The sequence below is a fragment of the Mesorhizobium sp. M4A.F.Ca.ET.050.02.1.1 genome, assembly GCF_003997725.1.
Taxonomy (GTDB): domain Bacteria; phylum Pseudomonadota; class Alphaproteobacteria; order Rhizobiales; family Rhizobiaceae; genus Mesorhizobium.
On record NZ_RZSG01000088.1, the window covers coordinates 1 to 12,655 of the forward strand.

Sequence of the window (12,655 nt, forward strand, 5' to 3'; positions counted from 1 at the left end):
CATGTCTCGGAACGCACCGTCGACAGCCATATCCGCAACATCCGCGCCAAGCTGGCGGCGGCCGGCTGCACCGATGCGATCGAGACCGTGCACGGCGTCGGCTTCCGGCTCGGCCGATGCGGCCATTGAACTCGCGGAAATGGATCGGGGACAAATGGCGGCCGCGGCTGGCCACTGTGGTGGTCGCCATCCTGATCGTGGTGATGGCGCTGCCGCTGGTCGGCCTGTTCTTCTTTCGCCTCTATGAGAACCAGCTGATCCGCCAGACCGAGGCGGAGCTGATCGCGCAAGGCGCGGTGCTCGCCGCCATCTATGCCGAGGATGTGCGCCAGGCCGGGATTGCGCCCGAGAAACTTGGCGCGCCGGTCTCGGCCGATCCGGCAAGGGACAACAACTATCCCTACGACCCGATCGAGCCGCGCCTCGACCTTGCCTCCGACGATGTCATGCCGACGCGCCCTGCGGCTGTTCCCGCCATTCCCGATGCGGCCTTCGCGGCGATCGGCGCGCGGCTCTCCGGCATTCTCGACGAAACGCAGAAGACGACGCTGGCCGGCTTCCGGCTGCTCGATCCCCGGGGCGTGGTCATCGCCGGGCGCGAGGAGGTCGGGCAGTCGCTGGCCGGCGTCGAGGAGGTGCGCGCCGCACTTGCCGGCCGCTATGGCGGCGCGCTCCGGCTCAGGATCCCCGACCAGCCGGCGCCGCCGCTCTATTCGGTTAGCCGAGGCACCAGGGTGCGCGTCTTCGTCGCCCTGCCGGTCGAGGTCGAAGGCCGGGTCGCCGGCGTGGTCTATCTGTCGCGGACGCCGAACAACATCGTCAAGCACCTCTACGGCGAGCGCGGCAAGGTGACCCTGGCGGCGATCGCGATTGTCGGCGGCACGCTGCTGATCGGGCTGGTCTTCCTGCGCACGGTGAGCCGGCCGATCTACGGGCTGATCGAGCGCACCAAGCGCATCGCCGCCGGCGATCGTGAAGCGATAAAGCCGCTCGACCATCACGGCACGCGCGAGATGGCCGAGCTTTCCGCCGCCTTCCTCGACATGGCCGAAAAGCTGCAGGCGCGCTCCGACAGCATCCAGACCTTCGCCACCCATGTCTCGCACGAGCTCAAATCACCGCTGACGGCGATTCAGGGGGCGGCGGAATTGCTGCGCGATTCCGGCGATGCCATGGACGAGGCCGAGCGGAAGCGGTTTTCCGACAATATCGTCACCGATGCCGGGCGACTCAATCTGCTGGTCCGCCGCCTGCTCGAGTTGGCGCGCGCCGAAAACCTAGCGCCCAGCGGCGAAAGCACGTCGCTCGAGGCGGCATTGGCGCTGCTGCCGGCGGACAACCGGCTCACGGTCCGCGTCGAGGCCGGCGGCGGGGTCGGCCTGAGTATCTCGGCCGAGAACGCGGCGATCGTGCTAGCCAATCTCATCGACAATTCGGCGCGGCATGGCGCGAGCCTGGTTTCAATCTCTGCCACGAACGCGACCGAGCGGGCGACCGTCTTGGTCAGCGATGACGGCGCCGGCATTTCGCCGAGCAACCGCGGCAAGGTGTTTGAGCCGTTCTTCACCACGCGGCGCGAGACCGGCGGCACCGGCATGGGCCTCGGCATCGTGCTGGCCCTCCTGAAAGCGCATGATGGCACGATCAGGCTGGTTGACAGCGAGCGCGGCACGCGCTTCGAGATCAGCCTGCCGGCGGCGTGAAGGATGCCGCAGGCTGGATCGGAGGAAGAAGTGCGCTACGACATCGTCATCATCGGCGGGGCCATCGTCGGATCCTCGGTCGCCTACTATCTGCGCGAGGAGGGATTTTCCGGCTCGATCGCGCTGGTCGAGCGCGATCCGCAATTTTCCCATGCGGCGACGACGCTGTCGCTGGCCTCGATCCGTCAACAATTCTCGATCCCGGAAAACATCCGCCTGTCGCAGTTCACGCTAAAACTGTTCCGGCGGCTGCAGGAAACTTTTGGCGCCGAGGCCGATATCGGCTTTCGCGAGGGCGGCTATCTGATCCTTGCCGGCGACAACGGGCTGCCGATCCTCAAAGCCAATCACGAAGCGCAGATCGCCGAGGGCGCCGACATCGTGCTGGAGGACCCCGAGCAACTGACGCACCGCTTCCCCTGGCTGTCGGCCGAGGGAATTTCCGCCGGCGCCTATGGCCGCACCGGCGAGGGCTGGTTCGACGCGCATGCGCTGCTGATGCTGTTCCGCAAGGCGCTGCGCGACAAGAAGATCGATTTCATCACCGCCGACGTCACCGGCATCGCGCGCGAGGGCAACCGCGTGACCGGCGTCAGTCTCGACAATGGCGAAAAACTCGAAGCCGGTATCGTCGTCAACGCCGCCGGCCCGAATGCTGGCAAGGTGGCGGCCTTTGCCGGACTCGCGCTGCCGGTCGAGCCGCGCAAGCGCAACGTCTTCGTCTTCGAGGCGCGCGAGAAATATGCCGACATGCCGCTGCTGGTCGATCCCAGCGGCATCTATGTGCGGCCGGAAGGCTCGGTCTACCTCACCGGCGGCGCCGAACCAGAGGAAGGCGACCATGCTCCCGATCCCGCGGATTTCGACGTCAACTGGCCTCTGTTCGAGGAGGTGATCTGGCCGGCGCTCGCCACCCGCATCCCGGCCTTCGAGGCGATCAAGCCGACGCGCGCCTGGGTCGGCCACTACGACTACAACACGCTCGACCAGAACGCGGTGATCGGGCCGCATCCGGAGGTCGAGAACTTCCTGTTCGCCAACGGCTTTTCCGGCCACGGCCTCCAGCAGGCGCCGGCGGTCGGCAAGGCGCTCTCCGAGCTGATCGTGCATGGCGGCTACCGAACGGTGGATTGCACGGCGTTCGGGTACAGCCGGGTGGCCGAGGGGCGGGCGTTCCGGGAGCTGAATGTGATTTGAAGGGGAGGCGCTAGGCCGCTGCCTGCCTGCCCTCGCCAAAATACCGCTGCAGCCAGCCCAGCGCCCGCGCCCAGCCATCGGCATGTTCGGCCGCGGCTTCGGCGAACCCTTCGAAACCACCGTGGCAGATGGTGAGCCGGGTGCCGGCGGACGTCGGCTCCAGCAGATAGGCCACCCTCGTTTCGTGGCGGCCGAGGGTCGGATGGTTCCAGTCATAGCGCCGGGTCTGAACGATCCGGCGCGGCGTCTCGATTTCGAGGAAGGTTCCGCCGGCGGGCAGGCGCCTGCCGTCCGCCGTCTTTACGATGACGCTCCAGCTGCCGCCGACGTGCAGCTCGGCGGCCCAGGCGGTCATCCGGTAGCAGTCGGCAGAGCTCCACCAGCGCTCGACCGCGTCGGTGACGAGCGCTGCAAAGACCTGTTCCGGCGGCGCGAGAATCTCGGCCGATGCCATGACCGTCCGGCTGTTCGCCATGGCTCTCACAGCCAGCTGCTCCGGGTTCACATCGGCCTCCGTCAATGGTCGCTTCGTTGCCGAAACCAATCATCAGGCGCTCAGGCCGCCTTCGACGGCGGGCGGTCAAAACCCTTGCCGGTCTCGAGCAGGCTCTTCAGGCTGGCCAGAACCAGCGGCCAGCCCTTGGCGACATTTTCGATCAGCCGGTGCGGGCCGTCGGCCTCGTGGGTGACGGCGAGCTTCGTCAGTTCGCCATCCTGCTCGATTGCGAAGGTGCAGCGCGTATAGCCGTCTTCCCTCACCTCGGGCAGCCATTCGTTGCGCCATTTGATGACCAGGCGCCTGGGCGGGTCGATCTCCAGTATCTCGCCCGAGTCGGCAATGCTTCCGTCGGGGAAGATCAGCTTCCAGCTTGAGCCCACCTTCCAGTCGCTCTCCTGATAGGAGCAGAGGAAGAACTGCCGGTTGAACTCCGGGTCGGTTAGCGCCGTCCAAAGCTTTTCAGGCGTGGTGCGGATATAGGTGACATAGACGAAGGTGTTGTCGCTCACGGCTCTTCCCTTTCCAGTCGTTTCTTCAGGTCGCTCAATGCATCCAGCCGATGGCGCTCGAACTTGCCGATCCAGCGCTCGGCGATCTCGTTGATCGGAACCGGGTTGAGGTAGTGTTCCTTCTCTCGGCCCCGGCGGACGGTGGTGACGAGGTTGGCCTCTTCCAGGATCGCCAGGTGCTTGGTCACCGCCTGGCGCGTCATCTCCATCCGCTCGCAGAGCGCGTTCAGCGTCTGCCCGTTCCTTGCATGGAGGCTGTCCAGCAATTGCCGGCGGGTCGGGTCGGCCAAGGCGCGAAAGACGGCATCCATGCTCATCGCTTTAATATGCAACCATTTGGTTGCATGTCAAGCAGGGAGACAGATCGGGCGATCACTTGCCCGTGAGTCGGTGAGGAATATGGAGACGGATCAGCCCTTGCGGGAGAACCAGAAAGCGTCGGGCATGCGCCTCATGCCGATGCGCTCGTAGAAGCCGACCGCGTTGGGCATCGAGATCAAGCTGATGGCGACGGCGGGACCGAGCTGGCGGCGGGCCTCGTCCATCAGCCCCTTGCCGATGCCGAGCCCTTGCGCCGATCGGGAAACGGCAAGCTCGGAAATGTAGCAGACCCAGGAGAAGTCGGTGACGCCGCGCGCTACACCGACAAGCGGCTTGCCCTCGCTGTCGAGCCGCGCCGTCAGCACCAGGTTGGCGTTGCCGAGCATGGTCTTCAGCCGGGCCTCGTCGTCGACGGGGCGCGTCTCGCCGAGGCCAGATTCCACCAGCACACGGCGGAACTCGGCGACGTCGAGCGCCGGCTCGCTGGCATAGAGGACGCGGCATGGTTCCGTCATGGTCGCAAGACTGCACCAGCGGGCCAGGATTTCGAAGTCCTTTTTTGAGCCCGATCCGCGCACGAACAGTTGCCTTTCATTTGCCGCCGGCTTTGTGTAAACCGTGCGCCAGCAAATTCCCGAACGACAAGAAGACGGCAAGGACCATGGACAAATTCACCAAGCTGACCGGCGTCGCCGCGCCGATGCCGATCGTCAACATCGACACCGACATGATCATCCCCAAGGATTATCTGAAGACGATCAAGCGCACCGGACTCGGCACCGGCCTGTTCGCCGAGATGCGCTACAAGGAGGACGGCTCGGAGAACCCCGACTTCGTGCTCAACAAGCCGGCCTATCGCAAGGCGCAGATCCTGGTCGCCGGCGACAATTTCGGCTGCGGCTCGAGCCGCGAGCACGCGCCGTGGGCGCTGCTCGATTTCGGCATCCGCTGCGTCATCTCGACCTCGTTCGCCGACATCTTCTACAACAACTGCTTCAAGAACGGCATCCTGCCGATCACCGTCAGCCCGGAAGACCTGGACAAGCTGATGGACGACGCCTCGCGCGGCTCCAACGCCACGCTGTCGGTCGATCTCGAGGCCAAGGAAATCCGCGGGCCGGATGGCGGCGTGGTCACGTTCGACCTCGACGACTTCAAGCGCCACTGCCTGCTCAATGGGCTGGACGACATCGGCCTGACCATGGAGAAGGCCGGCGCCATCGACTCGTTCGAACAGAAGAACGCCGCGCAGCGCCCGTGGGCCTGATCGTCTGTATCTGAATGCTTAAGCCCGGCCACGACAGGCCGGGTTCGTGCTGCGGCTGAACGGAGGGACAGTCATGACACGCTCGCTTCTGGCCGGCGCCTGCGCGCTGGCGGTGATCCTGCTGCCGATGGCGGGCGCGCATGCCCAGACCGACGCGGTGCTGGTGCCGGCCGACGATGCGTCCGGCGGCGCCGCCGACCAGGGCGCGTCGAGCACCACCGATGCGGCGCCGGCCGACGAGGACAAGCTGGCGCCGATCCCGTTCGAGGGCGGCCAGTTCACCATCACCCAGCAGGAGGAGTATGGCGAGAAGGTGCTGGCCTATGACGGCAAGCAGCTCGCCGACAATTACGACGTCTTCTTCGACAAGATTGTCGAGGTCGGCGGCGTCAAGGTCGCACTGTTCGATGTCGGCGATGGCGGCAATCAATGCGGGCCGGCGAGTGTCATCGCCTGGAAGCCGGAAGGCGGCGAGATCCAGACCACCACCGTCGAGCAGGACGAATGCGGCGCGCCGCCGGCCGCGGTCTCCGACAGCGCCATCTACTATGTGCCCTTTCTGCTGCCGGGCGAGACGAGAGCGGCGCTGCAATGGTCGCCGACGGAAGGGCTGACCACCTCCGGCAACCTCACCTACACGCCGGAATCCGGCACCGACTGGAAAGATGTCGACCCGTCGAAATACGACAACATCATCGACGCCTTCCACAACGAGGCGGTCTACAAGGCGGCGCAGACGGTGCTCGGCGACACCATGCCCGACATGGCGACCAGCCTGCTGGTCGGCGGCGGCACCGAAAACACCGCATCCGGCGCCTTCTACGCCACCGGCTGCGTGCCGCATGATTGCGGCGGCAATGACGGCTTCATGGCGGTCGATCCGGTCAAGCACAAAGTCTATTTCGCGCGCCGCGGCGACAATGGCGAGCCACAGGGCTGGCCCGACCTGAAGACGTGGCCGGCGGATATCAAGAAAGCGTATGACGACGCGCAGGGGTCGGCGAATTAGCCCGAGCCTCTATTGCTAGGTCGCGTTCCTTCGCGCCCCCCTCTGTCCTGCCGGACATCTCCCCCACAAGGGGGGAGATTGGCTGTTTCGGCGCCCCGCCTGTTTTGCAACGCTGGTGATTGGCGAAAACCGGCGTGACATCTGATCTCCCCCCAAGTGGGGGAGATGGCCGGCAGGCCAGAGGGGGGCGCTGTCCCGTCAGCATCAAAAGTTTGCACCGCCAGTCTACGCTCCCTGGCTCACGACTGGATCGCTCGTCCGTTTCAGAATGCGCGCATCCAACGCGAGGCTCTCCATGCGCACACTCATCTCCACCGGCTCGCCCTTCGAGAAAACCGCCGGCTATTCGCGCGCGGTGGTGCAGGGCGACTGGTGCTTCGTCTCCGGCACGACCGGTTACGACTATGCCACCATGACCATGCCCGACACGGTCGAGACGCAGACGCGCAATTGCCTCGCGACCATTGCCAAGGCCTTGGCCGACGGCGGCTTCGAGATGGCCGATGTGGTGCGGGCGCATTACTACATCACCGACCAGGCCTATGTTGACGTGGTGTTCCCGATCCTCGGCGAGGCGTTCGGTGATATTCGGCCGGCGGCGACGATGATCGTCTGCCAGCTCAACAAGCCGGAAATGAAGATCGAGATCGAGGCGACGGCGCTCCGGCGCACGGCCTGATGCAGGTCGCCCAGGACAGGGGCACCGGCTTGCACAAAGCAAGGATCAGCCGATGGTAAAGGTCAAGCGCATCGTCGCCAACATCGCCACGCAGGACACCCTCGCGGCGCAGCATTTCTATCAGGACGTGCTCGGGCTTGATGTGCTGATGGACCAAGGCTGGATCGTCACCTGCGGCTCGGCCGAGACGATGACGGTGCAGATCAGCTTCATGACCGAGGGCGGCTCCGGCACCCCGGTGCCTGATCTTTCGATCGAGGTCGACGACGTCGACGAGGCGCTTGCGGCCATGCGCAAGGCCGGCTTCGCCATCGAATACGGCCCGGCCGACGAGCCCTGGGGCGTGCGGCGCTTCTATGTGCGCGACCCGTTCGGCCGGCTGGTGAATGTCCTTTCGCACCGGTGACGGTTGAAAGGCTTGCGCCGCAAGCACTTGGCGTTTAGCAAGGCCGCGGTTTCTCCAAACACTCTCGGGACGGTTCTCCATGGCTTCGAAAAATCTCCTCCTGCTCGCCGGCGACGGCATCGGCCCCGAGGCCATGGCCGAGGTGAAGAAGCTGATCGCGGCCATGAATGAAAAACTCGGCAGCGGTTTTGCCACCGATGAGGGGCTGGTCGGCGGTAGCGCCTACGACGCGCATGGCGCGGCGATCTCCGATGCCGACATGGAAAAGGCGATGGCGGCGGATGCCGTGCTGTTCGGCGCGGTTGGCGGGCCGAAGTGGGACAAGGTGCCTTACGAGGTGCGTCCCGAGGCCGGGCTGCTCCGCCTGCGCAAGGACATGGAGCTGTTCGCCAATCTCCGTCCGGCGATCTGCTACCCGGCGCTCGCCGCATCCTCCTCGCTCAAGCAGGAGGTGGTCGAGGGCCTCGACATATTGATCGTGCGCGAGCTGACCGGCGGCGTCTATTTCGGCGAGCCGAAGCAGATCATCGATCTCGGCAACGGCCAGAAGCGCGGCATCGACACGCAGGTCTACGACACGTTCGAGATCGAGCGCATCTCGGGCGTCGCCTTCGAGCTGGCGCGCACGCGCCGCAACCAGGTCACTTCGATGGAAAAGCGCAACGTCATGAAGTCGGGCGTGCTGTGGAACGAGGTTGTCAGCCAGACCCACGCGGCCAGCTACAGCGACGTCAAGCTCGATCACATGCTGGCCGATGCCGGCGGCATGCAGCTGGTGCGCTGGCCGAAGCAGTTCGACGTCATCGTCACCGACAATCTGTTCGGCGACATGCTGTCCGACATCGCCGCCATGCTCACCGGCTCGATCGGCATGCTGCCGTCGGCCTCGCTCGGCGCGCCGGATGTGAAGACCAAGAAGCGCAAGGCGCTCTACGAGCCGGTGCACGGCTCGGCGCCCGACATCGCCGGCAAGGGCATCGCCAACCCGATCGCCATGATCGCGTCCTTCGCCATGTGCCTGCGCTATTCCTTCGGCATGGTGGCCGAGGCCGACAAGCTGGAAGCGGCGATCGCCGCCGTGCTCGAAGACGGCCTGCGCACCAAGGACATCTTCTCCGACGGCATGAAGGAAGTCGGCACCATTGAAATGGGCGACGCCATCATCGCCAAGTTCCTTGGATGACAGATGGGCGAGGTGGGTCGCGCCATCGAAAGGGATGCTCTTGGCGAGCATAAACGCCAGGCCGACTTTCGCACCGACCAGCGTCTCGCGCCACTGCGGCAGTTCGTATGCGATCGATATCAGATCGAGAACAGTTTGAGCTGGGCTCTTGATCTGGCTTTGGCCCGGCAAGGTGGTTGATTGCGAAATTACCTATGAAGGATCCGAATTCAAGATTGTTGGGACCGAGACGATCCAAACCCACAAGAAGGCCCTTCGTGGTGACACTGCGAAGCACTTCAAGATTATCGAATACATCGCTTTGAGCGAACACGGTCAGTCTGGCTTGCGGCCCTAGTCTAGAACCTGACGCCGACCGGCATCGGTCCCCATTTGTTGTCGCCGGCCTGGGTCGGGATCAGCCCGAAGACGAGCGTCGCGAGCCAGCCGATATAGGGCAGGAAGCAGAGGATCGCGAGCCAGCCGGTCAGGCCGAGATCGTGCAGACGGCGCACGAGCAGCGCGACCCACGGCAGGAAGGTCAGCAGGATGTAGAGAACGACAAGGCAGATCATGACGATCGGCAGGTCGTCGCCCTGTTCGATGCCGCTTCCCAAATCCACAGAGAGGCCGACGCCGACAATGACGGCGAGGCCGATCGTCCAGAAAAGGCAAAAACCCCAGAACTCCTTGCGCCGGGCGCGGCCGGAGAAATCGACGTAATTGGTCGTCAGGCCGCGCCAGAAATAGTCCCACAGGCCACTCGATCCGATCGTTCCATTTTCGGCGTTGCGGCCGAAATGGTTGGGCACCGCAGGCGCGCTGCCCGGCAAGGGGCGAGGAGACGCCGCGGTCGGGGTGGCGGGCTCCGGACCGGTCATGCGGGCGCGGACCGAAAATATGCTGCTTGCCCGGTCGCCATTCGGCTGGAATTCGACCTCGGCGCCCCTGGCCAACGCCATCTCGCGGCGCAGATCCTCGCGCGCGAAGCTGTAACGCTTGCCGTCGGCGCCGGTTATGAAGCCGAAGCCTTGCTGCTCGTCATAGTGCAGAACCTCGCCGCGCATCGCACTGCCCCCTTTGCCGCGCATGCCCAGACTGGTCAAAGTCGCGGCGAACCGCAAGGGGGATGCGATTTAGCGCACTGGCGGGCACCACGCCTTCGTCATTCTACGGCGGAGCAAGGAGCGAAGCGACGCGGCGCAGACCATAGAATCCATTCCGTGACCTACGAGCGTTGCAGCCGTTCAGAACGGCCCCTATTTCTGCCCCTTGTCTATGCTTCGCGCGAGGTCACGGCATGGATCCTCGGGTCTACGCGTCCGCTTCGCTCCGCCCGTGGATGACGAAGGTCGGACGCTTCGGCTAATTTTCGAGGTTGGCGGTTTGCCCGGACGTTCGCTGCGGGTCAGCTTCCAACCTGGCGAACCTACGCCGGCCGCTTCTTCGGCTTCTTGTGCTTTACCGGCTTGTCGAATTTCGGCCGGTCGAGTTTTGATTTGTCGAATTTCGGCTTGCCGGGCTTCTTCGCCCAGGGTTTTGAATCCACGCCGGCGGGCCGGTGCTCGCCCGGCGCGCGCTTTTCGAATTGGGGCGCGTTCTGGTCGAAGGGCCGCTTGCCGCGATGCGGCTTCTTGTCGGGTTTCGGCGGCTGGTAGCCGGCCCGCGACAGGTCGGGCGTGCCGTCCAGCCGTCTCACCGCGATGTTGTTCTGCAATTTGCGGTCGGGGCCGATAGCGGCGAGGAACCGGTCGGCCCAGTCGGCGGCGATCTGCACGAAGGTCTCTTCCGGCTGCATCTTGATGGCGCCGATCTCGCGCTTGCTGATGCTGCCGGTACGGCACAGCATGGGGATCAGCCAGCGCGGCTCGGCATTCTGCCGGCGGCCGACCGACAGCGAGAACCAGACGCTGTCGCCGAAATCGTCGCGGCGGCTGGGCGTCTCGTCGCGTCGCGCGGGCCTTTCGGCTGACGGCGTGAAGGGCGCGACGTCGAGCAGGTCTTCCGGCGCCGAGCGGCTGCCGCGGCAGAGCCGGACGAAGGCGGCGGCGACAAGCTCGGCGCCGTGGCGGTCGAGCAAGGTTTCGACGAAACCGCGTTCTTCCTCGCTCACCGGCTCACCGAAGGCAGGGTCGGCGAGGATACGCTCGTCGTCGCGGCGCAGCACCTCGTCAGCCGAGGGCGGGCTCGCCCAGGACGCGGTCAGGCCGGCATTGTGGAGCAGGCGCTCGGTGCGCCTGCGGGCATTGTTCGGCACGATCAGCGCGCTGACGCCTTTCCGCCCGGCACGGCCGGTGCGGCCGCTGCGGTGGAGCAGCGTTTCCGGGTTGGACGGCAGGTCGGCATGGACGACCAGGTCGAGATTGGGCAGGTCGATGCCGCGCGCCGCCACGTCGGTGGCGATGCAGACCCTGGCACGGCCGTCGCGCATCGCCTGCAGCGCGTGGCTGCGCTCGTTCTGGCTGAGCTCGCCGGACAATGCCACGACGGCGAAATTTCGGTTATTGAAGCGCGCGGTGAGATGGTTGACGGCGGCGCGGGTGTTGCAGAACACCATGGCGTTGGTCGCCTCGTAATAGCGCAGCACGTTGATGATGGCGTTCTCGCGGTCGGCGGGTGCCACGGAGAGCGCCCGGTATTCGATGTCGAGATGCTGCTTTGCCTCGCCGCCGGCGGAAATGCGCACGGCATCGCGCTGGTAGTTCTTCGCCAGCGTGGCGATCGAGCGCGGCACGGTGGCGGAAAACATCAAGGTGCGGCGCTCGGCGGGCGCGGCGTCGAGGATGAATTCGAGGTCCTCGCGAAAGCCGAGATCGAGCATCTCGTCGGCCTCGTCCAGCACCACGGCCTTGAGCGCCGACATGTCGAGCGCGCCGCGCGTAATGTGGTCGCGCAGCCGGCCCGGTGTGCCGACGACGATATGGGCGCCGCGCTCCAGCGCCCGCCGCTCGCTGCGCATGTCCATGCCGCCGACGCAGGAGGCTATCTGCGCGCCGGTCAGCTCATAGAGCCATTCCAGCTCGCGCCGCACCTGCAGCGCCAGCTCGCGCGTCGGCGCCACCACCAGGCCGAGCGGCGCGCCGGCATCGGTGAAACGCGCCGCGCCGCCAAGCAGGGTCGGGGCCAAGGCAAGGCCGAAGGCGACCGTCTTGCCGGAGCCGGTCTGGGCCGAGACCAACGCGTCGGCCGCGCGAAGCTCGGGCGCCAGCACCGCCTGCTGCACCGGCGTCAGCGCGGCATAGCCGCGTTTTTCCAGCGCCTCTGCAAGCGCAGGCACGATCGTTTCGAAACTGGACATTTTTCTCTTTCGGAATTCGGAGCTTGCCTGTCCGGCAACACATGCCGGGCTGACGCACGCAGGCGAAGGACATTTTGAGCGTTCGTACTTCCTGCGGCGGCCATTGTACAGCGCAAGCGGCACCGCCTCTCCTTCTCCCCTTGTGGGAGAAGGTGGATCGGCGCGCAGCCGAGACGGATGAGGGGTGTTCCAGCGGAGTGAGAGGTTGGTGTTTTCTGGAGCACCCCTCATCCGTCGCCTTCGGCGACACCTTCTCCCACAAGGGGAGAAGGGAGAGCGCTGCCGCCAATTGACTCTTTTACCAAACCGCGTAAAAGCCCGCTTCGAACGGGATTGTTCTTCGATGCGCGGCCTTCTGATGGCTCTTCTTGCATTCGATGCCCCCAGCCACGATGCACGGCATCGGGCCGGGCGCTTCGGCGCGCCTGCCCGTTCCAGCAAAACTACGGCCAAAACCACCACCAAAACGGTGTGATTCCCTTGGCCTAACCACCCTCTCCCGGGTTCGGCCCGGGGGACGGAACCCGCATGAGGCCAGCGGGTTTTCTCCAACCAAGCGGAGAGGGACAGGAGATCTTTATGAGTTTCAAGGTTGCGGTAGTCGG

15 protein-coding genes are annotated in these 12,655 nt (G+C 65.3%); 9 read left to right on the forward strand and 6 right to left on the reverse strand.

The features are described from left to right. The 3 genes from EOA33_RS09330 to EOA33_RS09340 form a co-directional block, all read left to right on the forward strand. Positions 1-129, forward strand: a 129-nt coding sequence (locus EOA33_RS09330; RefSeq protein ID WP_145989097.1) for a winged helix-turn-helix domain-containing protein, incomplete at its 5' end; no start/stop codon positions are given. Next, positions 117-1,703, forward strand: coding sequence for an ATP-binding protein (locus EOA33_RS09335; RefSeq protein ID WP_126057386.1), 1,587 nt, complete (start codon positions 117-119; stop codon positions 1,701-1,703). The genes EOA33_RS09330 and EOA33_RS09335, both read left to right, overlap by 13 nt. Before the next feature lie 30 nt (positions 1,704-1,733). Further along, positions 1,734-2,900, forward strand: coding sequence for an FAD-binding oxidoreductase (locus tag EOA33_RS09340; protein ID WP_126059292.1), 1,167 nt, complete (start codon positions 1,734-1,736; stop codon positions 2,898-2,900). A gap of 10 nt (positions 2,901-2,910) precedes the next feature. Here EOA33_RS09340 and EOA33_RS09345 read toward each other — a convergent pair whose 3' ends face one another. The 4 genes from EOA33_RS09345 to EOA33_RS09360 form a co-directional block, all read right to left on the reverse strand. Continuing rightward, on the reverse strand, positions 2,911-3,420 hold the full coding sequence (locus tag EOA33_RS09345; protein WP_245455301.1) for an SRPBCC family protein: 510 nt from the start codon (positions 3,418-3,420) through the stop codon (positions 2,911-2,913). Positions 3,421-3,455: 35 nt separating this feature from the next. Continuing rightward, positions 3,456-3,908, reverse strand: a complete 453-nt coding sequence (locus tag EOA33_RS09350; RefSeq protein ID WP_126057387.1) for an SRPBCC family protein — start codon at positions 3,906-3,908, stop codon at positions 3,456-3,458. After that, positions 3,905-4,225, reverse strand: a complete 321-nt coding sequence (locus tag EOA33_RS09355; RefSeq protein ID WP_126057388.1) for a metalloregulator ArsR/SmtB family transcription factor — start codon at positions 4,223-4,225, stop codon at positions 3,905-3,907. The genes EOA33_RS09350 and EOA33_RS09355 overlap by 4 nt, the downstream gene beginning before the upstream one ends. 93 nt (positions 4,226-4,318) lie before the next feature. Beyond that, positions 4,319-4,744, reverse strand: coding sequence for a GNAT family N-acetyltransferase (locus EOA33_RS09360; RefSeq protein WP_126057389.1), 426 nt, complete (start codon positions 4,742-4,744; stop codon positions 4,319-4,321). Between the two features lie 146 nt (positions 4,745-4,890). Here EOA33_RS09360 and leuD point away from each other — a divergent pair, with 146 nt between their 5' ends. The 6 genes from leuD (at position 4,891) to EOA33_RS38940 (ending at position 8,953) form a co-directional block, all read left to right on the forward strand. Beyond that, the gene (gene leuD / locus EOA33_RS09365; protein WP_126057390.1) at positions 4,891-5,496 is read left to right on the forward strand and encodes a 3-isopropylmalate dehydratase small subunit; all 606 of its coding nucleotides are present in this window, start codon (positions 4,891-4,893) and stop codon (positions 5,494-5,496) included. Between the two features lie 73 nt (positions 5,497-5,569). Further along, the gene (locus EOA33_RS09370) at positions 5,570-6,505 is read left to right on the forward strand and encodes a hypothetical protein (RefSeq protein ID WP_126057391.1); all 936 of its coding nucleotides are present in this window, start codon (positions 5,570-5,572) and stop codon (positions 6,503-6,505) included. A 295-nt stretch (positions 6,506-6,800) separates the two neighbouring features. Then, positions 6,801-7,184 carry a RidA family protein gene (locus EOA33_RS09380; protein ID WP_127405478.1) on the forward strand — a complete coding sequence of 128 codons (384 nt, stop codon included), beginning with the start codon at positions 6,801-6,803 and terminating at the stop codon, positions 7,182-7,184. Between the two features lie 52 nt (positions 7,185-7,236). Next, a complete protein-coding gene (locus EOA33_RS09385) occupies positions 7,237-7,590 on the forward strand; it encodes a VOC family protein (RefSeq protein WP_126057393.1) in 354 nt (117 codons plus the stop codon). 79 nt (positions 7,591-7,669) lie between these two features. Beyond that, a complete protein-coding gene (gene leuB, locus EOA33_RS09390) occupies positions 7,670-8,773 on the forward strand; it encodes a 3-isopropylmalate dehydrogenase (RefSeq protein WP_126057394.1) in 1,104 nt (367 codons plus the stop codon). Between the two features lie 3 nt (positions 8,774-8,776). After that, on the forward strand, positions 8,777-8,953 hold the full coding sequence (locus tag EOA33_RS38940) for a hypothetical protein (protein WP_189347901.1): 177 nt from the start codon (positions 8,777-8,779) through the stop codon (positions 8,951-8,953). A gap of 158 nt (positions 8,954-9,111) precedes the next feature. Here the strand turns inward: EOA33_RS38940 and EOA33_RS09395 are convergent, their stop codons facing one another. Both EOA33_RS09395 and EOA33_RS09400 read right to left on the reverse strand, forming a co-directional pair. Continuing rightward, on the reverse strand, positions 9,112-9,819 hold the full coding sequence (locus EOA33_RS09395) for a DUF805 domain-containing protein (RefSeq protein ID WP_127405479.1): 708 nt from the start codon (positions 9,817-9,819) through the stop codon (positions 9,112-9,114). A gap of 362 nt (positions 9,820-10,181) precedes the next feature. Next, positions 10,182-12,050 carry a DEAD/DEAH box helicase gene (locus EOA33_RS09400; protein WP_126057396.1) on the reverse strand — a complete coding sequence of 623 codons (1,869 nt, stop codon included), beginning with the start codon at positions 12,048-12,050 and terminating at the stop codon, positions 10,182-10,184. Between the last annotated feature and the right edge of the window lie 605 nt (positions 12,051-12,655).